Origin of the sequence: Litorivita pollutaquae, from assembly GCF_003205515.1 — a bacterium.
GTDB lineage: Bacteria > Pseudomonadota > Alphaproteobacteria > Rhodobacterales > Rhodobacteraceae > Litorivita > Litorivita pollutaquae.
The window spans coordinates 648,753-672,071 of sequence record NZ_KZ826481.1 but is presented as its reverse complement, the minus strand read 5'-3'; the positions used below and the strand labels follow the sequence as shown (position 1 = coordinate 672,071).

The following is a 23,319-nucleotide window of genomic DNA, read 5'->3' as shown; positions in this document are numbered from 1 at the left end:
CCATCGCGGTCTTCGGCGAAAACCCGCGCGACTTTCGGTTCGCCGCGCAGGTTTTTGCTGGCCGAAGCCCATGATGCGCCCTATCTCTAAGTAAAGCACCGCCGCACATGCAGGACGATGCGCGATAGAGCACCAAGAGCGAGCAGAGCACATATACACATGGCAAAACGCCTTCCCTCCCACAGACTGACATTCGGCCTTGGCCTGTCTTTGGTGCTTGGCCTGACGTCATTGGACGCAGGGCCTGCGCGCGCTTTGGAGGCGGTGGAGTTCAAATTCTCCGGCGCGTCCGAGGATCTCGCCGAGGATCTGCGGGCTGCCTCCTTGAGTCAGGCGGCCAAGGTGGACGGGCGCACGACCGCGCAAGACGTGCTTGCCGCCGCACAGGCCGATTATGCCCGCATGACCGGCGTGCTCTATGCCCAAGGATTTTATGGCGGCATTGTCCATGTCTATATCGACGGACGCGAGGCGGCGTCGGTGCCGCCTTTGGCGCAATTGGGCGATATCAAACGGGTTGTGATTTCGGTGGACACCGGACCGCAGTTCAATTTCGGCAAGGCCGAGGTCGCGCCGCTTCCGCAGGGGGCGGAATTGCCATCGCGTTTTGCCACCGGACGGGCAGCCCGGAGCACCGTGGTCAAAGATGCGGTGAGCGCTGGCGTCGGGGCATGGCGCGCCGAAGGCTATGCAAAAACCGCGCTTGCCGAGCAACGCATCACAGCCGATCACCGTGCCAGCGAACTGGATGTGGCGGTCAAGCTGCGCACCGGGCCAAAGCTCAGCTTTAACAAACTGATCTTTGTCGGGGACAGCGCGGTGCGCGAAGAGCGGTTGCAAAAGATCGCTGGCCTGCCGGGGGGCGAAACCTTTGATCCGGAGGTTTTGGAGACCATTGCCACCCGTCTGCGCCGCACCGGTGCCTTCCGTTCGGTGGCGATCAACGAGGCCGAAGAGATCGGCCCTGGCAACACGCTTGATCTGAATGCGCGGGTGGTCGATGCCAAACCCCGTCGCTTTGGGATCGGCGCTGAATATTCCACCCAAGAGGGCGCGGCGGTTTCGGGATATTGGATGCACCGCAATTTGTTGGGCGGTGCCGAGCGTCTGCGCCTCGAAGCTGAGGTCAGCGGCGTCACAGGCGAGACCGGCGGCGTGGATTACAGCCTCTCGGCTGATTTTGAACGTCCCGCCTCGTTTGGCACGGATACGGCGCTCGTGCTCGGGGTTTTGGCCGAACATCTGGACGAACCGGATTACATCTCTGATCAATTGAGCCTTTCGATCGGGATGCGCCGGATCCTCAATGAAGATCTGACCGGCGAATTGGCGTTCGAATGGCGCCGGTCGCGCATCGAGGACAGCCTCGGGCAGCGCGAATATGATTTGCTTAGCTTGCCGTTGAAGCTGACATGGGACAGGCGTGATAATGTGCTCAACACCCGTGAGGGCTCTTTTGTCGAGGCCAACCTGCGCCCGTTTTATGCGCAAGGCAGCGTTCGCTCTGGCGGGCGCATTGCCCTAGACGGTCGCTACTACAAACCCTTGGGCGCCGAGGGGAAAACCGTCGCTGCCGCCCGGTTGCAATTTGGTTCGCTGTTCGGGCCGGACGTGGGATCGGCACCGCCGGATTATCTGTTTTATTCCGGGGGGGGCGGCACCGTGCGTGGTCAGGATTACGAAGCGCTGGGCATTGATTTGCCCGACGGGCGTCGCCGTGGTGGCCGCAGCTTTGTCGGCCTTTCGGGCGAATTGCGCGTCGCCACCGGAAAAAAGCTGAGCGTCGTGGGATTTGCCGATGCGGGTTATGTTGGCGAAGAGGCGTTTTTTGACGGTTCGGGCACATGGCATTCCGGGGCAGGCATTGGTTTGCGCTATGACACCGGCATCGGGCCGATCCGTTTGGACGTGGCGGCACCAACTTCGGGCGGCGGCGACGGCATGCATCTGTACATCGGTATCGGGCAAGCCTTTTGATGCGCCGGATCGACATACCCGCGGCGGCGCTGGCCGCAATTCTGGCGCTGCCTTTGGCTCAGGCGCCTGCGCCGGTATGGGCGCAAACGGCCCCGACCTTGAGCGCGGACAATACGCCCGAAGAGGATCGCGGATTTCTGACCGCTTTTCTTGAGGACAACCTTTCCGGCGCCGGCCGCCAAGTCCGCATCACCGGATTTCAAGGCTCGCTCAGTGCCCGCGCCTCATTGGACACGTTGACCATCGCTGATGACAGCGGCGTCTGGCTCACGCTCAAGTCCGTCACGCTGGATTGGAACCGCTCCGCGATTTTGCGCGGACAGGTGGAAATTGCGGCGCTCAAGGCCGAATTGATCGAGGTCGCCCGTGCGCCGGAGACCGCGTCGCCCGCATCCCCGGCACCGGAGGCCGCGCCGTTTTCCTTGCCCGATTTGCCGGTTTCGGTGAAAATCGACGAGATTGAAGCCAAACGGATTGCCTTGGGGGCGCCGCTGCTTGGCCAACCGGTTAGCTTCTCGCTCAAGGGCAGCACAGCGCTGGCCGGCGGCGCGGGCGACATCAATCTGGCACTCAAACGGTTGGACGATGGTCCTGCGGGGCAATTCCGGCTTGAAGCCAGTTACGACAATGAGACCAAGCGCCTTGGGCTGGACCTTCTGGCCGAGGAAGAGGCGGGCGGATTGGCCGCCACTCTTGCGGGGTTGCCCGGAGCGCCGGAATTGAAATTGGCCGTGGCGGGCGAAGGCCCGCTCGATGATTTCACCACGCAGATCGAATTGTCCAGCGATGGCACGCCCCGTCTTGCGGGGCAAGTTGTGCTATCGACCGTGCCCGCCGAGGCGGCAAATGGCAGCACCGAGGCAGACCGCCAGGGGGCGAGCCCGGTGCCGCTGCGCCGCCTCGAGGCACAGCTTGGCGGGGATATCGCGACGCTGTTCATGCCCGAATACCGACCGTTTTTTGGCGATAATATTGCCTTGACCCTGACAGGTGGGGAGCGCGCTGATGGTGGGCTGAGGCTGGATCAGCTGACGTTGATTTCACAGGCGATGACCCTCTCCGGCAGCGGGGCTTTGGATGCGGATCGCTGGCCGGAACAATTCGCGCTCACTGCAGAGATAAAGGATGCCGGCGGCATGCCGGTGCTCTTGCCGGTCAGCGGGGGCGAAACCCGGGTTGATGCGGCGCAGCTTGCCTTGCAATTCGACCGTGCCACGGGCGAGGAATGGCAAGGCAGCCTTGTGGTCGACGGATTGGACCAACCGACGCTTGCAGCGCGGCGGATGGCATTGTCGGCGTCGGGGTATATTCGCGAACGCAAACCGGGCAATCTTGGCAGCGCCTTTGCGGTGCTCAATTATGCGGCGGAGGGGCTCGCCCCGCGCGATGCAGCCTTGGCCAGCGCCTTGGGCGAAGAGATTATGGGCGGCGCGCGCATCACCTTTGTCAAACGCGAACCGCTGCGGATCGAGGATCTGACCCTGAGCGGTGCGAATTACGGGCTGAGCGGTGACGTCAGCGTGATCGGAGATATGAGCGCAATCGACGTCAATCTGGACACGACCCTACGCGCCGATGACCTGTCGCGATTTGCGGGGATGGCGGGGCAAAAGCTGCGCGGTGCGGCGCAAATGGCGATCAAGGGCACAATCGAACCCCTGTCCGGCGCCTTTGATTTGACCGCACAGGGGCAGACCGACAACCTCGCCATCGGGCAAGACGCCGCCGATCAGCTGCTGCGGGGACGCGGCACCGTTGCTGTGGCGGCCAAACGCGACACCACGGGCCTGCATTTAAGCCAACTCGACGCGAAAACCTCCGCCGTGTCGATCACGGCCAATGGCGACATGAACAGTACGCAAACCGCGCTCACCGGCGTTGCGCGTCTCACCGATGTCAGCGCCTACGTTGACGGGTTAAGCGGGCCTTTGACTGTCACCGGCGATCTGGGCCGCACAGGCACGGGCGCATGGCAGGTGTCAGTTGAGGCCGACGGGCCCTCCGGCACACGCGCTTCGGCGCGCGGCGCAGTCGGTGCAAGTTTTGATACCGCCAACATAGATGTCACTGGCGGCGGGCCTTTGGCTTTGGCCAACCCGTTTTTGCGGCCGCGATCGATCAATGGCACCGGCGCGTTCGATCTGTCGTTGAATGGCCCGTTCACGCTGTCGAGTCTGTCGGGGCGCGTGACCACGCGCGACGCCACTTTGTCGGCGCCTACGTTGCGCAATTCGCTGACGCAGATGGATATCACCGCGACCTTGGACGGCGGTCAGGCACGCATCGATATGAGCAGCGCGGTCGGTTCGGGCGGGCGAATGCGCCTGTCTGGGCCGGTGGATTTGAACCCGCCGTTTCGTGCCGATCTGACGGCCACGCTTGAGAGCATCGGGCTCGAAGACCCGCAACTTTATACCACCTCGGTGGGCGGGACCATCAAGATGACAGGACCACTGACAGGCGGTGCGTCGATCACGGGGGCATTGGAGATGGGCGAAACCAATCTGCGGGTTCCTGATAGCGGGTTCGGCAGCACCGGTGATTTGCCCGATGTGATTCATGTGGGTGAACCTGCGGACGCGCGCGCCTCGCGCAGCCGTGCCGGATTGATTGCCGAACCGAGCAGTGGCGCCTCGGATGGCAGCGGCGCGGGCAGCAGGCCCTATGCTCTGGACGTGCGGATTGCGGCGCTGCGGCGGGTGTTCGTGCGCGGGCGTGGCATTGATGCGGAATTGGGCGGCTCTTTGCGTTTGCGTGGCACCACGGATGCGATCGAGCCCTCGGGGCGGTTTGATCTGGTGCGTGGGCGTCTTGATATCTTGGGCAAACGGTTCACATTGGACGAAGGCTATGCGCAGCTTATTGGGGATTTCACCCCCTATATCCGTCTGAGCGCCAGCACCGAAGCCAGCGACACGGCAATCAGTATCATCATCGAGGGGGATGCCGCGCATCCGGAGATTTCTTTTCTCTCCAGCCCCGAGTTGCCGCAAGACGAGGTTTTGGCGCGGCTGCTGTTTGGGCGCGCAATCAGCGAAATATCTGCGCTGCAAGCCGCGCAACTGGCTGCAGCGGTGGCCACCTTGGCCGGTCAGGGCGGTGCAGGGGTGATCGGCACATTGCGCGACAATTTCGGATTGGATGATCTGGATGTGACCACATCGGATGACGGCGAAGCCAGTCTGCGCGCGGGGCGCTATATTTCAGACAATATCTATACTGACGTGACGGTCGGGTCGTCAGGCACCAGCGAAATCAACCTCAACCTCGATGTCAGCTCCAACCTGACCGTCAAAGGCGGGCTTTCGTCTGACGGCAACACCGGCATCGGGATTTACTTCGAAAAAGATTACTGATTTTCTGAAGTTGTCAGGCGCGCCGCCTTTCCTTATGTGCGCCAAACCCACCGGAGCACATCATGAGCGATTTCATTTTTCCTGTCGCCACCCAACCTGCGATTCCCGTGATCGGGGAAACCGCCCGATATGCGGTGCGACGGATTTTTTGCGTGGGGCGCAATTATGCCAAACACGCGGCCGAGATGGGGTATGAGGCCGACCGCGACGCGCCGTTTTTCTTCACCAAATCGGCGCATATGACCTGTGCCAGCGGCAGCACGATCCCCTATCCGCCCGGCACCGAGGATTTTCAATACGAGATGGAATTGACCGTTGCGATTGGCGCGCCGCTGTTTCGCGCAACGCCGGCGCAAGCTGCGCAGGCCATCTATGGCTACGGTTGCGGTTTGGATATGACGCGGCGCGATCTACAAATCAAATCGCGCGAGATCAAGCGCCCTTGGACCTTTGGAAAGGACGTTGAAAACTCTGCGGTGTTTGCCCCGCTGACCAAGGCAGCGGATTTTGGTGCGATAGGCGATCAACGGATTTTTCTCGACGTGAATGGCCAGCGCAAACAATCATCGACACTGGATCTGATGATCCACGCGGTGCCCGATGTGATGGCCTATCTCTCGGGGTTTTACCATTTGGACGCCGGCGATGTGATCATGACCGGCACGCCGGAAGGGGTCGGTCCCGTGGTGGCCGGCGATGTGATCACCGGCGGCATCGACGGGCTGTCTCCTGTTTCGTTGAGGGTGACGCAGGCGGAGTAACGCGCCGCGCAGGTTGCGGGCACGCGTTTAAACATCTTCAAACGCCTCACCCGCCTATAAAGTCGGGGTGCTGCGCGCCGCTGTTTTGGTCTCGGGGCGGTTTTGGGGCATGGGTGCTGGATATCGTTCTAACCTGCGCTCATTGGGCAAATGGTGCCGTGAGCGACAGGTCATGAGCCGATGCGCATGGCGCACTGTTGGCGGCTGTGGCCCAACGCGGACGATCGGCAGTCATTCTGACAGAGGCATGGCCGTTGCGTCCCGCCGGGCGGCCGTTTGCATCAATCCGAATGATCATAATTGCACGCCAAAATATCACGCGTGCAGTGGGCTATTGGGCATGAAGGGTGGATTTGGTGGAGCCTAGGGGAGTCGAACCCCTGACCTCTTGCATGCCATGCAAGCGCTCTACCAACTGAGCTAAGGCCCCAAATCCAAGCGTTGCCGCCATGCGAGAATGGATCTCGTGAGCGGCTAAGTAGGCAATGCAGCAGACAGGATCAAGTGGAAAATTCCGCCTGCCGCATATTATTTTACAGCTTAGCTGTCGTCGTCATCTGCCGCGACATCGGCGATCTCGTCGAGCGAGACATCATCATCGTCGTCGTCATCTTCGAGAACGTCATCACCAAGGTCCAGATCAACATCTTCGTCGTCATCCAGAACAACGGCATCCTCTTCGGTTTCGGCCTCTTTGGCCTTTTTGGATGAGGCATCTTCGGCGTCTGCGGCGATCATCCGGCTCTTGCCGAGATCAATCTCGACGACCTCGCCCGTATAGGGGCTTACGATCGGGTTCTTGTTCAGGTCATAAAACCGTTTACCGGTGGTCGGGCAAACGCGTTTCGTGCCCCATTCTTCGTTGGGCATCGGTCATCCCTTTCAAAAATACATGAGTCTTGTCGACGGTCTGCGCCAACTGCCATAAGAGAGGGCAGGTGTCAAAGGCTTTCCCGTCCTTTTGGCGCAATCAGGAGGCGATATGGCGCAGCATATTCTCGAGGGCAACCCAAGGGTGGAGATTTCCCTGCGTCGTTCGGCGCGGGCGCGGCGGATTTCCTTGCGGGTGTCGCGGCTTGATGGGCGCGTGACGCTGACCTTGCCGAAAGGCGTGCGCGACCGCGAGGGGCTTGATTTCGCCCGTGAGAAAGCCGATTGGCTGCGCGCGCAGCTGGCAGACCGCAAGGCCGAGGTTCTGGCCACTCATGGCGCCGATATTCCGCTGCTTGGCCGGCTTCACCGCGTTGCGCCCGCCGCCACTGGTCGCAGCCCGCGCGTCGAGGGACAACAGCTTCTCGTGCCGGGCGCGCCGGACCGCGTGCCTGCGCGCCTTGGCGGGTATATTAAGGAACGAGCGCGGGCCGAATTGGCCGCCGCTTCGGATCGGTATGCCGCAGCCTTGGGGCGTTCCTACAGCAGCCTTACCCTGCGGGATACCCGCTCGCGTTGGGGGTCGTGTTCTTCGGCAGGCGGCTTGATGTATTCATGGCGATTGGTGATGGCACCCCGCGCGGTGATGGATTATGTCGCCGCCCATGAGGTCGCGCATCTGGCGGAAATGAACCACTCACAGGCCTTCTGGGAGACGGTGGAACAGCTCTATGGGGACACCCGCGCCCCGCGCCGTTGGTTGCGCGAAGAGGGCGGCGATCTGCACCGGTATCGGTTCAAAGCCTAGATATGCCGCCCGGACCCCGGCCGTGATGTGAAATTCGCAGCGCAGGCACGCTTTGTTGGTTGTGCAACTTGACGGCGCGGCACTTTGTGATCACAACATGCTCATGCTTATTCATTCGCGGCCCGATCCGTCCCCTTCTGCCCATGACCGTGTGTATCGCGGGTTGCGCACCCGCATCATGCACGGAGAAATTGCTCCGGGCCAAGCCATGACATTGCGCGGCATCGGCGCGGATTTTGGCGTCTCGATGACCCCCGCCCGCGAAGCCATCCGGCGGCTGGTGGCCGAGGGTGCGCTGTCATTATCGTCGTCGGGCCGCGTCGCCACGCCGGAACTCAGCAATGACCGTATTGAAGAGCTGTCGGCCCTGCGCTCTTTGATCGAGGTTGAACTGGCTTCGCGGGCCATGCCGCGGGCGCATATGGCCTTGATCGAGCGGCTACAGGCGATCAATGCCGGTATTCCTGAAGCCATCGATCGTCAGGACGCTGTCGGATATATCCGCAGCAACCTCGACTTTCACCGTACGCTATATTTGCGCGCCCAAGCGCCAGCTATGCTGGCCATGGCTGAAACGGTCTGGCTGCAACTCGGCCCGACGATGCGGGCGCTTTACGGGCGGCTGCAACGCAAAGAGCCTCCGCATTTCCACCGCCTCATCCTTGCTGCGCTCAAAGCCGGCGATGAGCCAGGATTGCGCCTTGCTGTGCGCTCAGACGTGACCCAGGGGTTGAAAATGCTGGTGGCTTGAAGCGCTGCTTTCTATTTTCCTGCAAATATCCCCGCCGGAGGCATCTATGGCCCCAGCGTAGTGCCAGAGGGGTTCAGGCCTCCGGCGGGGATATTTAGAGAAAGCAGAAAGCGGCGGCGGTTTTTAGGCGGCGAGGCCTTTGGCACCGATGTCGAGGAATTTGCGGCGGCGGTCTTCGATCAGCTTTTGCGGCGATTTGCCGTCCAGTTCGGACAAGAGGGATTCGATGGTTGTTGCGACAGAAGCCATTGCGGCCTCGCGGTCGCGATGTGCGCCGCCCAAGGGTTCGGTGATGACACGGTCTGCGACGCCGAGTTTTTGCAGGTCTTGCGCGGTCAGGCGTAGCGCCTCGGCAGCTTCGCGCATTTTGCCACCATCTTTCCACAGGATCGAAGCACAGCCTTCCGGCGAGATCACAGAATAAATCGAGTGTTCCAGCATCGCCACGCGGTTGGCGGTGGCAAAGGCCACGGCTCCGCCGGAACCGCCTTCGCCAATGATCACTGACACCAGCGGCACACCGATCTGCAGACATTTTTCCGTGGCGCGCGCGATGGCTTCGGATTGCCCGCGTTCTTCGGCACCTTTGCCCGGATAGGCGCCGGCCGTGTCGACCAAGGTCACCACCGGCAGGCCGAATTTATGCGCCAGTTCCATCAAGCGCACGGCCTTGCGGTATCCCTCGGGGCGGGCCATGCCGAAATTACGCTCGATCCGCGATTTGGTATCATGGCCTTTTTCATGGCCGATCACCATCACCGGCCGGTCGCCCAGCCGCGCCAATCCGCCCATCACCGCATGATCATCGGCAAAATTCCGGTCGCCCGCCAAGGGCGTGTATTCGGTGAAAAGGGCTTCGATGTAATCCTTGCAATGGGGGCGAGCAGGGTGGCGCGCCACTTGGCATTTGCGCCACGGGGTCAGGGATTTATAAAGATCGACCAACATATCGGCGGCTTTTTTGTCCAGCGCGGCGGCCTCGGCCTCGATGTCCATCTCATCATTGGCACGGGCCAAAGCACGCAATTCTTCGGCTTTGCCTTCAATTTCGGCCAATGGTTTTTCGAAATCGAGATAATTGGTCATGTCACGCGCTCCGCCTGTTTCCTCTGATATAGGTGCTTGCAGGGGGGATTTGCAACTCTCCAAAGGCGCAGGGATGCGCAAGCCGGCCGCGCAGGCAGATGGCCCGATTGCATTGCGTTTGTCGGGGCCGATCGTCGGGCCGGTCGATTCATGCAGGTCAGCAAGATTTGCGATCCCCTCTTGTGACATCTAGGTTTTGTATCAAGCAGCAAGTGAGGCATCATGCGCCAGTCCTATGAGAAACGTGTCCTGCGGGTGATCGCCTATATTCATGATCATCTGGATGGGGATTTATCCTTGGACCGGTTGGCGGATGTTGCGGCGATGAGCCGGTTTCATTGGCACCGCGTTTATACGGCGGTCACGGGCGAATCCCTTGCGCAAACTGTGCGGCGTATCCGGATTTACCGTGCGTCGATTGCTTTGGTGCAAAGCCCCGCCAGCCTTGAGGAGATCGCCGCCTTGCATGGCTATCCCAGCAAGGCCAGCTTTTCGCGCGCGTTCAAAGCGGTCACGGGCAGCACGCCCGCCGCCTACCGCCAAGCAGGGCGCGCCTTAACTCCCTATGTGATCGGGAAAACAGGATCGAACAAAATGTATGATGTGACCACAGAACACGCCGCCCCGCGCCATTTGGCCGTGGTGCCCCATAAAGGCGACTATATGAAAATCTCTGCTGCGTTTGAAACCATGGCTATGACCATGGCGGCGCGCGGCGCGCCGACTGCGGCAATGGTGGGGATTTTTCTACATGACACCCGCAACACGCCGGTCGAGGACTTGCGCAGCTTTGCCGGAGCCGAGGTGCCCGAGGGGTTCGCCATCACCGCGCCGCTGGAGCCGATGGAGCTGGCGGGCGGCGCATATGCCGTGCTGCACTTCAAAGGCCCCTATGTGGGCCTTCAGGCGGCCTATGATTATCTCTTCGGAGCATGGCTTGAGGCAATTGGCGCGACCCTACGCGAGGAGCCGTGTTTCGAGGTTTATCACAATTCGCCGGCGGATACGGCACCGGATGATCTGTCGACAGATATCTATTTGCCCTTGGGCTGATGGCGCGGCGCGGGTGACATGTGGGCGGCGGCGCAGGGCAATGTCGCCGCACCACGGGTTTGGCGGGAGTGGCTGCGTCTCATCCTGTCGCCGGATAAAGCACGGGGTATAATGTGGCCAGCAGCAGGATCGCCATCGTGTAATTGAACGCGCGCAGCCGCGCCGGATTTTGGAGCAATCGCCGCACCTGCAAGCCCATCATGGTCCAGACGCTGACCGAGGGCAGATTGACGAGGCCAAAGATCACGGCCACCATCAAAATCGTCCATATATCGCGCTCCGGCGCATAAAGCGTGATCGCCGAAAGCGCCATCGACCATGCTTTGGGATTGACCCATTGAAATGCTGCGGCTTGGAAAAACCCGAAGGGTTTGCCGCTTTGGCTGGCGGTGTCCGGCGCAGCGGCGCGGGAGATCTTCGTCGCCAGCCAAACCAGATACCCCACGGAAAACACTTTCAATATCTGATAGCTTGCCGGCCAAAGATCAAAGGCTTGCATCAACCCGATGCCGACCAAAGCCACCATCACCGTGAAGCCGATGCTGATGCCGAACATATGCCGCAGGCTGCGGGTGAAACCAAAATTCGCCCCCGATGCCATAAGCATCAAGTTATTCGGCCCCGGTGTGATCGAGGAAACAAAGGCAAAGCCCGCGAGGGCATAGAGAACTTGAAATGTCATTGCGCAACCTTATCCAAGGATCGACGCAATTTGATTGTGATGTAACCGTATTCATGGGTATATTTGCAATATATGAGCAAAATAGACCAAATTGACCGAAATATATTGCGCACGCTTGGCGGTGAAGGCCGGATCAGCAATCTGGAGCTGGCCGAGCGGGTGGGTTTGTCGCCCTCGGCCTGTCTGCGCCGGGTGCAGGAATTGGAACGCATCGGCGTGATCAAAGGCTACCGCGCGGTGCTGGCCCCTAAGGCGATGGGGGTGGGGTTCACGGCCTATGTCACGGTGGGGCTGAACGCGCATACCAAAGCCTCGCAATTGGCGTTTGAGCAGGGGGTCGCGCGCGCGGTCGAGGTGCGCGAATGTCACAATATCACGGGCGCATGGGAATATCTGCTGCGCATCGAGGCGGCGGATTTGGCGGCCTATAAACGGTTTCACACCGATGTTTTGGGCACCCTGCCACAGGTGCAATCAATCACCTCCTATGTGGTCATGGGGTCGCCGAAAGACGAGCGCGCCTAGGCAAAGTTGCGCCCTACCGATCCAAAGATCGCCCCAAAGATCGGCCTGAAAATCGGCAAGAGGTCGCGCATGGCAGGTGCATATGCCCGATTGCGGCTGGTCATGGGCCGCGCCGCGCGGGTAGCAAGGGGCTGTATCATAGATGGAGCCTTTGATTTGTCCCTGATTTCCCGGTCGTTTTGCGCGGTGATCCTTATGGCCGCGATGGCACCAATGGCCGGTTGCGGCAAGGCGCCGGACGCGCGGGCCGCATCCCGTGCGGCCAAAGAGGTGCCGCTCTACCCCAACGAAACGCCCGAGTTGCGCAAGCAAATCAAAGCGGCCGCCGCGCGATATGACGTTCCGGTGGGTTTGGTGCAACGGGTGATCGTGCGCGAAAGCACGCACCGCCCTTGGGCACGCAACGGGCCATATTACGGGTTGATGCAAATCCTGCCCGCCACCGCGCGGGGCATGGGATATGAGGGCAGCGCCGAGGGATTGCTCGACGCTGAAACCAACCTGACCTACGCGGTGAAATACCTGCGCGGGGCGTGGCTTTTGTCGGACGGCAGTTATGACACGGCGGTGAAGTGGTATTCGCAAGGGTATTATTACGAGGCCAAGCGGCGCGGCATGCTTGAGGAAACCGGGCTTCGATAGGGGGCATCAAACATTGAAAAAGCCCGCACGCTGTGGCGCACGGGCTTTGATGGTGTGTTGGGACCGCGTGGTTTAGGCGCTGGCGGCGATCATCTCGGATTGGCGCACGATGACTTCGGCCTGTTTGATCGAGGCAATATCCACGAGGCGGCCTTTGTAGACGGTTGCGCCTTCGCCGTTGGCTTTGGCGGTTTCCATCGCGGCGAGAATTTCGCGCGCCTCGGCAACAGCGTCCTCGGAGGGGGTGAAAACCTCGTTGGCCAATGCGATTTGCTTGGGGTGGATTGCCCATTTGCCGACCATGCCAAGCGTGGCAGAACGCAAAGCCTGTGCACGGAAGCCCTCATCATCGGAGAAATCGCCAAACGGGCCATCGACCGGCAAAACGCCATGGGTGCGGCAGGCCGCAACAATCGCGGTCTGTGCCCAATGCCATGGATCGGACCAGTATTTTGCGCCTTCGCGCAGCATGTAATAGTTTTCCTGCGTTCCGCCGATGCCGGTGGTTTGCATGCCCATTGAGGCGGCGAAATCTGCGGCGCCGAGGCTCATTGCGACAAGGCGCGGCGAAGAAGCGGCAATTTCTTCGACATGTGCGATGCCTGCGGCGCTCTCGATGATGACTTCGAAATTGATTTTTTTGCTGCGGCCTTTGGCGGTTTCAATCGCGGTGACCAAAGCATCCACGGCATAGATATCGGCGGCGCAGCCGACTTTCGGGATCATGATCTGGTCAAGGCGCTCGCCTGCCTGTTCCATCAAATCCACCACATCACGATACCAATAGGGCGTGTCGAGACCGTTGATACGGACCGAAAGCGTCTTGTTGCCCCAATCATAGTCGCTGATCGCGGCGATGACGTTGGCGCGGGCGCTGTCTTTGTCCGAAGGGGAGACGGAATCCTCAAGATCGAGGTTGATCACATCTGCCGCAGAGGCCGCCATTTTGGCAAAAAGCTTGGTGTTCGATCCCGGGCCAAACAGCTGGCAGCGGTTCGGACGGGCAGGGGCGGTGGGCTGAAGACGGAAGCTCATGGGCAGGCCTTTCGAGTAAGGAAGTTTCGCATATGTCGCATCATGGGTTATTAAATTGCGCGCTGCCGCGCAAGACGATTCTGCGCTTGCGGCATGGGTGCTGCACTGCGGCGGGGGCGGCGCCTGTGGAGGTGAATTCTCCCGATTTGGATCAAATATTTGAACGAATCTTGCTCAAAATCATCAATCTTGCGCTGAATTTCGGAGGAAATACCCCGCTTGCCGGATGAAACTGAGCGCAATGTGATGTACCGCGCTGTGGCGCGAAATAGACCGGAGCCCTGCCATGATCCAGACCCCTTATCTTTTGTTCCTCGGTGATGCCGTCGATCCGTTGGCTGCCAAAGTGGCACAGGGTATTCGCGACTGGCGCCCCGAATTTGCGCTGGGGCAGTTCCGGCTGGAGGGGTGCAAGGCCGATATGGGCTTGCCCGATATGGGGTTGCAAGAGGCCTATGATGCCGGCGCGCGGACTTTGGTGATCGGGGTGGCGAACCGCGGCGGATATATCTCCGAAAGCTGGCGCGCGGTGCTGCGCGCGGCGCTGGAGGTCGGGTTCGATTTGGCCTCTGGCTTGCACAATCTATTGCGCGATGACCCTGAATTGGCCCAAACGGCGGGCGGTTTGGGGCGCCTGTTGCATGACGTTCGGGTGCCGTCCGTGGCCTATCCGATTGCCAATGGTGTGAAGCGCAGCGGTAAGCGCCTTTTGGCTGTCGGGACCGATTGCTCTGTTGGCAAGATGTATACGTGCCTTGCGATGGATGCCGAGATGCGCAAACGCGGGATGAATTGCGATTTTCGCGCCACGGGGCAGACGGGGATTTTGATCACCGGCGGCGGCGTGCCCGTGGATGCGGTGGTTGCGGATTTCATGGCCGGATCCATCGAATGGCTGACGCCGGACAATGACGAGGATCATTGGGATTTGATCGAGGGGCAGGGCAGCCTGTTTCACGTGTCCTATTCCGGTGTGACTTTGGCCCTAATACATGGCGGACAACCCGATGCTTTGATCTTGTGCCATGAGCCGACGCGCACGCATATGCGCGGCTTGCCCAGCTATGATGTGCCGACGTTGGAGCGGCTGCGCGATGTGGCGCTGCCTTTGGCGCAGGTTGGAAACCCTGATTGCAAAGCTGTCGGAATTTCGGTCAATACCCAGCATATGAGCGATGCCGAGGCGGAGGCCTATCTGGCGCGGGTCGAGCACCAGATGGGATTGCCTGCGGTAGATCCGTTCCGCCATGGGGCGACGCGATTGGTGGATGCGCTGGATTAAGCAACCGGCCGACCGGCCACGCCGGAACGGGTCTTGCGCTTGGGCCGTGCATGGGGGAGCCTCCGGCGGGGATATTTAAAGAAAGCAGAAAGGGCGGCGCGGAACGTGCGGCAGGTGTAGCGATGGATGTGAGCGTGACGCGTGATGTGTTTCAATTGGCCGAGGTGTTTACCATCAGCCGTGGCAGCCGGACAGAAGCGCAGGTTTTGACCGTAACGGTGACTGATGGCGGCCATGCCGGGCGCGGCGAATGCGTGCCCTATGCGCGCTACGGCGAGACGCTTGAAGGCGTCGAGGCAGAGATTGCGGCGCTGCCTTCAGTTTTCGATCGTGCCGCATTGCAGGGGCTTTTGCCGGCAGGGGCGGCGCGCAATGCGGTGGATTGCGCCTTGTGGGATCTGGAGGCCAAGCACGCCGGAAAGCGGGTGTGGGAATTGGCGGGATTGCCCAGACCGAAACCGGAGATCACCGCATTTACTTTGTCCTTGGCCGCGCCGGAGGCGATGCGCGCGCAGGCACATAAACATGCGTTTCGCCCGCTTTTGAAAATCAAGCTCGGCACGCCCGATGATATGCCGCGCTTGGAGGCGGTGCGGGCGGGCGCGCCGAAATCGGATATTATCGTCGATGCCAATGAAGGGTGGAGCGCCGAGGTCTATGCTGATCTTGCGCCGCATTTGCTGCGCTTGGGCGTGACATTGGTCGAGCAGCCCCTGCCCGCAGGGGAGGATGACGCCTTGTTGGGCATGGCGCGACCGGTGCCTGTGTGTGCGGATGAAAGTTGTCATGATCGTGCCAGCCTCGCCGGGTTGACCGGAAAATATGATGTGGTGAACATCAAGCTGGATAAAACCGGCGGTTTGACCGAAGGCTTGGCCTTGCGCGAAGCGGCGGTCGCCGCAGGATACAAAATCATGGTGGGATGTATGGTTGGATCGTCCTTGGCCATGGCGCCCGCAACACTTTTGGCCCAAGGCGCGCTGGTGACGGACCTTGACGGGCCGCTGTTATTGGCCGAAGACCGACCCGAAGCATTGCAATATGACGTTTCCGGAGTGCACCCGCCCAAGCGTGGCCTTTGGGGGTGACGCGGATTTTGAGGAGAAGACCATGACCCGTACCGTTTATGTCAACGGAGAGTATTTGCCCGAAACAGAGGCCAAGATCTCGATTTTTGATCGCGGATTTTTGATGGCGGATGGGGTTTATGAGGTCACGTCGGTGATCGGCGGTAAATTGGTGGATTTCGAAGGCCATTCGGCGCGCCTGCAACGTTCGCTCAATGAATTGGATATGGCCAATCCGGTGACGATGGACGAACTCTTGGCGATCCACCGCGCGTTGATCGAGAAAAACCAATTGGATGAGGGGGGCATCTATTTGCAAATCACGCGCGGCGCCCCCGCAGACCGCGATTTCGCCTTTCCCGATCCCGATGAAACCCCGTCGAGCTTGGTGTTGTTCACACAGGTGAAGAACCTCGTGAATGCGCTTGCGGCACAAAAAGGCATCAAGGTGATTTCGATCGATGACCTGCGTTGGACCCGCCGCGACATCAAAACCGTGCAGCTTCTCTACCCGTCGATGGGCAAGATGATGGCGGCCAAAGCAGGCGCCGATGATGCGTGGATGGTTGAGGATGGTAAGGTCACCGAAGGCACCTCGAACAACGCCTATATCGTCAAGGGCGGCAAGATTATCACGCGCAAACTGAGCAATGATATCCTTGCGGGCATCACCCGTGCGGCTGTTCTGCGCCTTGCCAAGGAAGCACAGATGGTTGTCGAGGAACGCAGTTTCAGCATCGAAGAGGCGCAAGAGGCGGATGAGGCGTTTGTCACTTCGGCCACGACCTTTGTGTTTCCGGTGGTGGAGATTGACGGCAAGGCGATCGGATCTGGCGAGGTCGGGTCTGTCGCCAGCCGCCTGCGCGAAATTTACATTGAAGAGAGCTTGAAAACGGCGCTCTGATCCCTCTGGGGCGGTCGCATATCTGATAAGGATAATCTACCGCGCGCCCAATCGGATGGGCGCGCGGGGGATTAATGCGGCGCGGGCGGATGCGTTAAAACAGCGGCCGGTTAACCTGCGTCGCCGACATTCTTGGCAAAGGCGTCTTTGAACGCCGCCTGCTTTTCGGCGCTGGCCTCGGTCTGGCTTTGGGCTTTCCAATCGTCATAGGGCATGCCGTAATAGATTTCGCGGGCCGTCTCTTTGCTCATTTCCAGGCCGCGCTCATTGGCGGCCTCCTGATACCAGCGGCTCAGACAGTTGCGGCAAAATCCGGCCATGTTCATCAGGTCGATGTTCTGCACATCGGGGCGTTTTTCCATCAAATGCGCGCGCAGGGTGCGAAAGGCGGCGGCTTCGATTTCGATGCGGGTTTGGTCGTCGATATCCATAGGCGTGTCTCCAAAACAGGCGGTTTGACCGATGTTATAGCGTTGGCGTGCGGCGGGCCAGAGCGGGCGAAAAGTCGTAGGTGCGCTTGGTGATCGTGAAAGGGACAGGGATGCGGGCCGCGCCGCGCTTCGCACACAGGTCCGGCATGCATCGGCACTCGCGTGGGGATTTGTCGCGCCGGGGCCGTTTTGCGCACACAGGGCGACAGATGCGGCGTGTTTGGCGCGCCATATGTGCCTTCTTGTGGCCCGAACGTCGGGGCGTCCTAATAATCGCTTGGAGGGATGGCTGCCTGTGCCGCTTGGGTGTCGGTGGCAGAGGTGTGCAAGTTATATGCGGCGGTTTAACATCCCGCCTCTGCCAATGCGGCGTTGAGCATCGGCGCGATCCGCGCCGCCCATGCCCGTTGCTGTGCGTCGGTTTCGATCAAATCATTGCACAATTCCAAAAGGACGTTTGGTCGCTCATAGGCAATCGCATGGCGCGCAAGCGTATCGCCGGGAATGTGTCCGGCGTAAGGTTCATTGGCGCCGACGCAAAGATCCGGCTCGGCCCGGAGCATGCGCAGCAGCGGTTTGGCGATCCGTTGGTCAGAGGCATAGAGCACGCCGATATGCCAAGGGCGCGGCGGCCGTCCGCGCAACTGCCGCGTAAAGCTGTGCACCGATATGATCGCCGTATCCGTCCGCCGCGCGGCCAACTCAGACAGGGCGGTGTGATAGGGGCGGTAACAGCGGTTCAACCTCAGATCGCGCTCCGCAGTACCGGCATGGCGGTTGGCGGGAATGATCGTGCCATCATATAGTTTCATCAGCAACGTTGGATCGTCTTCGCCGCGATTTGGGTCGATCACCAAGCGCGAAAAATTTGACAAAATGGCGGGCGCATCAAGAATATCGGCCAAGGCGCGGCTTAATCCTGCCGCGCCGGGATCATAAGCGATGTGACGTGCCATATCCTCGGGGGGGAGGCCCAAATTGCCGCCGGCAATAAACTCCGGCACCGTATGCGCCGCGTGGTCACAGGCCAGCAACCAGCGGCTTGACCGGTCTGGCCCGAGAATGTGGTAAGGCGCGTATGTCATGTCATCCTCGCGTCATTTGTGCTCTGTTAGACATAGGGGAGTTGTCTCGCAATTGGAATTGAGCAATAGAAGATGCAGCGGCGTTAGCGTTATCATCTCCGGTTGGATTTTGATGTTAATCGTGAGAACCTATCGGCGTCCACCCATGCGTTTTCACGGCCCCTCTCGCATGGCGCTGTGATATGAGACCAATAGCCGCCACATGCACCGATTGCGTCCCGCTGTGCCCTTGATATGGTGGCAGTAGGCGCGGCCAAAAGGCCGAAGGGCCACAAAAGAAGGATCATCCGATGAGGCGTCACCGCAATACCAAAATCGTTGCCACACTTGGCCCAGCCTCGGAAACCTACGAGATGATCCGCGCCCTGCATGAAGCGGGGGCAGATGTGTTTCGCCTCAATATGAGCCACGGGCAGCATGATGAAATCCGTGAAAAACACCGGATCATCCGACAGATCGAAAAAGACCTCGACACGCCGATCGGGATTTTGGCCGATTTGCAGGGCCCGAAATTGCGGGTCGGCACCTTTGCCAACGGCTCCGAAGAGTTGATCGAAGGCGCGGCCTTCCGGCTTGATCTGGACGAGGCCGAAGGCACGTTGAGCCGTGTGCGCTTGCCGCATCCGGAAATTTTTGCCGCGCTCGAGGTTGGCGCACGCTTGTTGGTCAATGACGGAAAAATCAGCCTGAAAGTCACCGCTTGCGGCGCCGATTTCGCCGATTGCGAAGTGCTTAACGGTGGCACGATTTCCAATCGCAAGGGCGTCAATGTGCCCGATGTGGTCTTGCCCCTCGCAGCCCTGTCCGGAAAGGACCGCGCCGATTTGGAGTTTGTCTGCCAATTGGGGGTTGATTGGTTGGCGCTGAGCTTTGTGCAGCGGCCCGAAGACGTGACCGAAGCGCGGGCCTTGGCCGGTGGCCGCGCCGCGATTTTGTCGAAAATCGAAAAACCTTCGGCGGTCAAATGCATCGATGACATCCTCGCGGTTTCCGATGGCATCATGGTGGCACGCGGTGATTTGGGCGTTGAATTGCCGGTGCAAAATGTTCCGCCGATCCAAAAACGTATCATCCGCAAATGTCGCGCGGCGGCCAAACCGGTGATTGTGGCGACGCAGATGCTCGAATCGATGATCGACAGCCCGATGCCGACCCGGGCCGAGGTGTCCGATGTCGCCACCGCGATCTATGAGGGCACTGATGCGATTATGCTGTCGGCAGAATCCGCAGCGGGCTCCTATCCGGTCGAAGCGGTGACCACGATGACCAATGTCGCGTCCGAGGTGGAGAACGACGAGACCTACCGAGAAGTGATCGAAGCCTCGCGCCGTCCCGTGCGGGTCACCGTGGCCGACGGCATCGTTGCCGCCGCGCGCGAGATCGCCGAAGCCGCCCATATCAAAGTGATCTGCTGCTTTACTCAAAGCGGCACCACCGCGCTTTTGACCGCGCGTGAAAAACCCCGCGTGCCCATCATCGCCATGACCAGTGAACGCAGCACCGCGCGGCGTTTGGCGTTGTCTTGGGGGATCAATTGCGTGATGACCTCTGAACTTGGCCGGTTCAAACAGGCGGTGATCAATGCCGCGCGCGCCGCCCGTAGCCAAGGTTTTGCCACCAAGGACGATCAAATCGTCGTCATGGCCGGCGTGCCCTTCAACGTGCCGGGCACCACCAACATCCTGCGTGTTGCGCCTTGTGAGGAAAGATTGATTTACGCCTCTGATCCAGAGTAAGCTGACGCCATGGTTAACGACAGATTAGCGTGAGGATGAGTATATGGATTCGGATCTGGCCTTGGTTGTCGGCTTGATGATTGTTGTTTTTTCCATTCCGGCAGTGATTTCGGCCTTTTCCGATGGGCGTGCGCCGCGTGTGGCGGCCTTTGCTTTGATCGCGGGTGGGGCGCTGTCCGCATGGGCGATGTCGCAAAAGCCCGGCGGGTATACCATCGACGACGTGCCCGAAGCCTTTGTCAAAGTCGTGGCGCGCTACGTCAATTGAGGCGGTGATCCGTGTCCGTATGGCCAATCTGGCCTTTGGTCTGCTGTAATGATTTGCGAGGGGGGTGCTATGGGCGCCATTGCGCGGCTTTGGCACGTGCAGCCCGCGCCAAAAGCGTGACATCCACGCCCACGGCAACGAATGTCGCGCCCCATTCCAGATACTGCCCCGGCATGGTGTCATCGGTCCCGAGGATACCGGAAAATTTGCCTGCGGCATTGATCCGCGCGATGGCGTCCCTGATCTCCGCAGAGACTTCGGGCGCGGTGGTGTTCCCCAAATGCCCCATATCGGCAGAAAGATCCGCCGGCCCGATGAACACACCATCGACCCCCTCCACAGCCAAAATATCGTCCAACGCAGCCATCGCCGCGCGGCTTTCGACCTGCACCAACAGGCATACCTCGTCATTGGCGGTGTGCAGGTAATCGGCAATTGCGCCGAATTTCGACGCCCGTGCCATGTTCGCGCCCACACCGCGCACCCCATGCGGCGGATAGCGCATCGCGCGCGCCATTTCGGCGGCCTCTGTGCCGCTTTCGATCATCGGCACAAGGATGGTTTGCGCGCCGGCGTCGAGCATTTGTTTGACCATCCAGGTCTCGCCCACCGGAATGCGCACCACGGGATGGGTTGCCGATCCCTGCATCGCCTGCATCTGCGCCAAGGTCGAACGCAGATCATTGGGGGCATGTTCATTGTCGAGCACCAGCCAGTTAAACCCTGCTGTCGCCATGATCTCGGCGGCATAGGCATTGGCCATGCCGCACCAGGCACCGATTTGCACCTCGCCGCGCGCAAGCGCCGCTTTAAATTCATTTTTTGGGGCGGGCATGAGGGATCTCCTTGCCACGGTGGGAAAGGCCAAAGGTGGCAGCGCGCAGGCACACACGCAAGGCGTTTTGCAGGACCTAATCCGCATCCGGCCCGGTTTCATCCGCCGCATCGGCGCTGTCTTCGGCGTGCTCATTGACCCGTCTGCGAAGCGCGGGTGCGGTCTGCTCAAGCGAGGCGGTCAAAAGCTGGCCGCTGCTCTGGTCGGCACATCCAAACCATTTTGTCGTTTAGCCAAGCCGACGTATCACCGGGGACGCGCCCCACAGCGGTTTTAGATGGCCGCGCTGTAACATGGCTCATCTGGCACAATGCCGGACCTAAAAGTTGACGTCGACGCCGGGCAGTTTCAGCGATTTCATCAGGTCGCGCAATTCTTGTCGCGCGGCGATGTTGGAGATGTTGAGCCCCTTCACGCCGATGTCTTTAAGGTCCAGAAGCGTCAATCCACGCGGGAACAATTCGCGGAAGATCACCCGTTCATTAAATCCCGGAGCGACGCGGAAGCCGATGCGCTTGGCAAGCCGTTCGATCGCTTTTTCCATCTTGGCCTTGTTGACCATATTCTGGGCGCCAAGGCGGTTGCGCAGCACCACCCAATCGATGGGTTTCAATCCCGCCTGCGCCCGAAGTTGCCGCGCATTCCACACCATTTCGGAATAGACCGACGGGCCGAGGATTTTTTCACCATCGCCGTCGATGCGGGCCAATAGGTCAAAATCAATGAAACTGTCGTTCAGCGGCGTCACCAGAGTGTCGGCCAGCGAATGTGCAACCTGACTGAGCCGCGTGTGCGATCCCGGGCAGTCGATCAAAATGAAATCATTGTCCGGTTCAAGCGCCGCAACCGCTGCGGACAGGCGATGGTCATAGATGTTCTCGCCGGGTTGCAAGCTGGCTGGATCGACCTCTGGTAGATCGTGATAGGCAGGGAAGGGCAGGTCGAGCCCGGCCTCGGCCATAAACCGTTTGCGGTTCTCGGTATAGCGGGCAAAGGTCTTTTGCCGCAGGTCGAGATCCAGAACCGCCACGCGATGCCCCATGCGGGCCAAGGCGGTCGCCACATGGATCGAAACGGTGGATTTCCCCGCACCGCCCTTTTCGTTGCCGACAACAATGATATGCGCCATGTTCTGTCCTCTGCCGATCGCCTGCTGTTGTCCGCTATGCCGCATGCGATGCGACACATAGCGGACAGCTTGTTGAAGGCTACTATATGTATGCTCGCCTCATATGGGAAGTTTTGAGGCAGGCCAAGCATGATTGCGTGTGCGAGGGCGGCAATTCTGCATCGCTTGCGCCTCGCGCGCGGGTGAAAGTGACGCAACGCAGTTTTGCCAAATGCGGGGGCGTCCTTGACCCTTCACGGCCTGTGGTTAACGATCCTGACAACTCACAGGAAAAGGAGAGCCACAGATGGAATTGACTCAGGCAATGCAAGGGCGGCGCAGCATTCGCGGCTATAAACCTGATCCGGTGCCGCGCGCATTGCTCGAAGACATCATCGCCTTGGCCAGCCGCGCGCCGTCATCGATGAACACACAGCCGTGGCATTTTCATGTGCTGACGGGCGCGCCATTAGAGGCCGTGCGCAAGGGCAATTCCGAACGGATGCTCGCCGGAGTGCCGCCACAGCGCGAGATCCCCGATCACGGCGCCTATGAAGGCGTGCACCGCGACCGCCAAGTGGGCATCGCCAAACAATTGTTCGCGGCTATGGGGATCGCGCGCGACGATAAAGAGCGCCGTCAGGATTGGGTGATGCGCGGATTTCGGCAGTTCGACGCGCCGGTGTCGGTTGTCGTCACCTTCGATAAATCTGTAGAAAATCAGGGCACCATTGGGCATTTCGATTTGGGCGCGGTCACCTACGGTTTGGTTTTGGCCGCATGGGATCGCGGATTGGGCACGGTGATCAACGGTCAAGGCATCATGCAATCGCCGGTGGTGCGCGAACACGCGCAAATTCCGGAGGATCAGGTCATCATGACCTGTGTTGCAATGGGATGGCCGGACGAGACATTCGAAGCCAATGGCGTGGTGTCCACCCGCCGTAGCGTCGAGGACACCGCGCGCTTTGTTGGGTTTGATGAGTGATCTATTCGAAGAGCAATCCGGCGGCATGAGGCGGCTGCGCCGTCTCATCCATTATGTGATTTGCAGTCG

22 protein-coding genes and 1 tRNA gene are annotated in these 23,319 nt (G+C 60.1%); 14 read left to right on the top strand and 9 right to left on the bottom strand.

Translation table 11 applies throughout. The annotated features are described in order from the left end of the window. The first annotated feature begins 159 nt into the window (after positions 1-159). The 3 genes from DI396_RS03250 (at position 160) to DI396_RS03240 (ending at position 6,094) form a co-directional block, all read left to right on the top strand. On the top strand, positions 160-1,977 hold the full coding sequence (locus DI396_RS03250; protein ID WP_110794662.1) for an autotransporter assembly complex protein TamA: 1,818 nt from the start codon (positions 160-162) through the stop codon (positions 1,975-1,977). Then, a complete protein-coding gene (locus tag DI396_RS03245) occupies positions 1,977-5,333 on the top strand; it encodes a translocation/assembly module TamB domain-containing protein (protein WP_110794661.1) in 3,357 nt (1,118 codons plus the stop codon). Before DI396_RS03250 ends, DI396_RS03245 begins: the two co-directional genes overlap by 1 nt. Positions 5,334-5,395: 62 nt before the next feature. After that, positions 5,396-6,094, top strand: coding sequence for a fumarylacetoacetate hydrolase family protein (locus DI396_RS03240; protein ID WP_110794660.1), 699 nt, complete (start codon positions 5,396-5,398; stop codon positions 6,092-6,094). Between the two features lie 354 nt (positions 6,095-6,448). Here DI396_RS03240 and DI396_RS03235 read toward each other — a convergent pair. Continuing rightward, a tRNA-Ala gene (locus DI396_RS03235) sits at positions 6,449-6,524 on the bottom strand. A gap of 110 nt (positions 6,525-6,634) precedes the next feature. Beyond that, on the bottom strand, positions 6,635-6,964 hold the full coding sequence (locus DI396_RS03230; protein ID WP_110794659.1) for a TIGR02300 family protein: 330 nt from the start codon (positions 6,962-6,964) through the stop codon (positions 6,635-6,637). A gap of 112 nt (positions 6,965-7,076) precedes the next feature. On the opposite strand from DI396_RS03230, the gene DI396_RS03225 reads away from it, so the two are divergent. Together DI396_RS03225 and DI396_RS03220 are read left to right on the top strand one after the other, a co-directional pair. Then, on the top strand, positions 7,077-7,772 hold the full coding sequence (locus DI396_RS03225) for a M48 family metallopeptidase (RefSeq protein ID WP_110794658.1): 696 nt from the start codon (positions 7,077-7,079) through the stop codon (positions 7,770-7,772). Positions 7,773-7,875: 103 nt separating this feature from the next. Then, on the top strand, positions 7,876-8,523 hold the full coding sequence (locus DI396_RS03220; protein WP_110794880.1) for a GntR family transcriptional regulator: 648 nt from the start codon (positions 7,876-7,878) through the stop codon (positions 8,521-8,523). A gap of 123 nt (positions 8,524-8,646) precedes the next feature. On the opposite strand, the gene DI396_RS03215 is transcribed toward DI396_RS03220, so the two are convergent. Continuing rightward, positions 8,647-9,609, bottom strand: coding sequence for an acetyl-CoA carboxylase carboxyltransferase subunit alpha (locus DI396_RS03215; RefSeq protein WP_110794879.1), 963 nt, complete (start codon positions 9,607-9,609; stop codon positions 8,647-8,649). Positions 9,610-9,831: 222 nt separating this feature from the next. On the opposite strand from DI396_RS03215, the gene DI396_RS03210 reads away from it, so the two are divergent. Next, a complete protein-coding gene (locus DI396_RS03210) occupies positions 9,832-10,662 on the top strand; it encodes an AraC family transcriptional regulator (protein WP_110794657.1) in 831 nt (276 codons plus the stop codon). A 79-nt stretch (positions 10,663-10,741) separates the two neighbouring features. Here DI396_RS03210 and DI396_RS03205 read toward each other — a convergent pair whose 3' ends face one another. Next, the gene (locus tag DI396_RS03205; RefSeq protein WP_110794656.1) at positions 10,742-11,344 is read right to left on the bottom strand and encodes a LysE family translocator; all 603 of its coding nucleotides are present in this window, start codon (positions 11,342-11,344) and stop codon (positions 10,742-10,744) included. Positions 11,345-11,416: 72 nt separating this feature from the next. On the opposite strand from DI396_RS03205, the gene DI396_RS03200 reads away from it, so the two are divergent. After that, positions 11,417-11,869 (top strand): Lrp/AsnC family transcriptional regulator, encoded by a 453-nt coding sequence (locus tag DI396_RS03200; protein ID WP_110794655.1) that lies wholly within the window; start codon positions 11,417-11,419, stop codon positions 11,867-11,869. Between the two features lie 213 nt (positions 11,870-12,082). Next, on the top strand, positions 12,083-12,511 hold the full coding sequence (locus tag DI396_RS03195) for a lytic transglycosylase domain-containing protein (protein ID WP_235851736.1): 429 nt from the start codon (positions 12,083-12,085) through the stop codon (positions 12,509-12,511). A gap of 72 nt (positions 12,512-12,583) precedes the next feature. On the opposite strand, the gene DI396_RS03190 is transcribed toward DI396_RS03195, so the two are convergent. Next, positions 12,584-13,546 carry an L-malyl-CoA/beta-methylmalyl-CoA lyase gene (locus tag DI396_RS03190; RefSeq protein ID WP_110794653.1) on the bottom strand — a complete coding sequence of 321 codons (963 nt, stop codon included), beginning with the start codon at positions 13,544-13,546 and terminating at the stop codon, positions 12,584-12,586. Positions 13,547-13,832: 286 nt separating this feature from the next. On the opposite strand from DI396_RS03190, the gene dgcN reads away from it, so the two are divergent. The 3 genes from dgcN (at position 13,833) to DI396_RS03170 (ending at position 16,799) form a co-directional block, all read left to right on the top strand. Then, complete coding sequence (gene dgcN / locus DI396_RS03180) at positions 13,833-14,828, top strand: N-acetyltransferase DgcN (protein ID WP_110794651.1); 996 nt, start codon at positions 13,833-13,835, stop codon at positions 14,826-14,828. A 122-nt stretch (positions 14,829-14,950) separates the two neighbouring features. Beyond that, entirely contained in the window at positions 14,951-15,916 is a 966-nt protein-coding gene (dgcA, locus tag DI396_RS03175; RefSeq protein ID WP_110794650.1) for an N-acetyl-D-Glu racemase DgcA, read from the top strand. A gap of 22 nt (positions 15,917-15,938) precedes the next feature. Then, positions 15,939-16,799, top strand: coding sequence for a D-amino-acid transaminase (locus DI396_RS03170; protein WP_110794878.1), 861 nt, complete (start codon positions 15,939-15,941; stop codon positions 16,797-16,799). A gap of 110 nt (positions 16,800-16,909) precedes the next feature. On the opposite strand, the gene DI396_RS03165 is transcribed toward DI396_RS03170, so the two are convergent. Both DI396_RS03165 and DI396_RS03160 read right to left on the bottom strand, forming a co-directional pair. Next, positions 16,910-17,224, bottom strand: a complete 315-nt coding sequence (locus DI396_RS03165) for a DUF1244 domain-containing protein (protein ID WP_110794877.1) — start codon at positions 17,222-17,224, stop codon at positions 16,910-16,912. Between the two features lie 350 nt (positions 17,225-17,574). Continuing rightward, entirely contained in the window at positions 17,575-18,315 is a 741-nt protein-coding gene (locus tag DI396_RS03160) for an N-formylglutamate amidohydrolase (RefSeq protein WP_110794649.1), read from the bottom strand. 290 nt (positions 18,316-18,605) lie between these two features. Here DI396_RS03160 and pyk point away from each other — a divergent pair, with 290 nt between their 5' ends. Further along, on the top strand, positions 18,606-20,051 hold the full coding sequence (pyk, locus tag DI396_RS03155) for a pyruvate kinase (RefSeq protein ID WP_110794648.1): 1,446 nt from the start codon (positions 18,606-18,608) through the stop codon (positions 20,049-20,051). 43 nt (positions 20,052-20,094) lie between these two features. Next, positions 20,095-20,319 carry a hypothetical protein gene (locus tag DI396_RS03150; protein WP_110794647.1) on the top strand — a complete coding sequence of 75 codons (225 nt, stop codon included), beginning with the start codon at positions 20,095-20,097 and terminating at the stop codon, positions 20,317-20,319. Positions 20,320-20,386: 67 nt separating this feature from the next. Here the strand turns inward: DI396_RS03150 and DI396_RS03145 are convergent, their stop codons facing one another. Then, positions 20,387-21,154 (bottom strand): aldolase/citrate lyase family protein, encoded by a 768-nt coding sequence (locus tag DI396_RS03145; RefSeq protein WP_110794646.1) that lies wholly within the window; start codon positions 21,152-21,154, stop codon positions 20,387-20,389. A gap of 319 nt (positions 21,155-21,473) precedes the next feature. Further along, a complete protein-coding gene (locus DI396_RS03135) occupies positions 21,474-22,283 on the bottom strand; it encodes a division plane positioning ATPase MipZ (protein WP_110794876.1) in 810 nt (269 codons plus the stop codon). 286 nt (positions 22,284-22,569) lie between these two features. On the opposite strand from DI396_RS03135, the gene DI396_RS03130 reads away from it, so the two are divergent. Next, entirely contained in the window at positions 22,570-23,250 is a 681-nt protein-coding gene (locus DI396_RS03130) for a nitroreductase (protein ID WP_110794644.1), read from the top strand. The last annotated feature ends 69 nt before the right edge of the window (positions 23,251-23,319 follow it).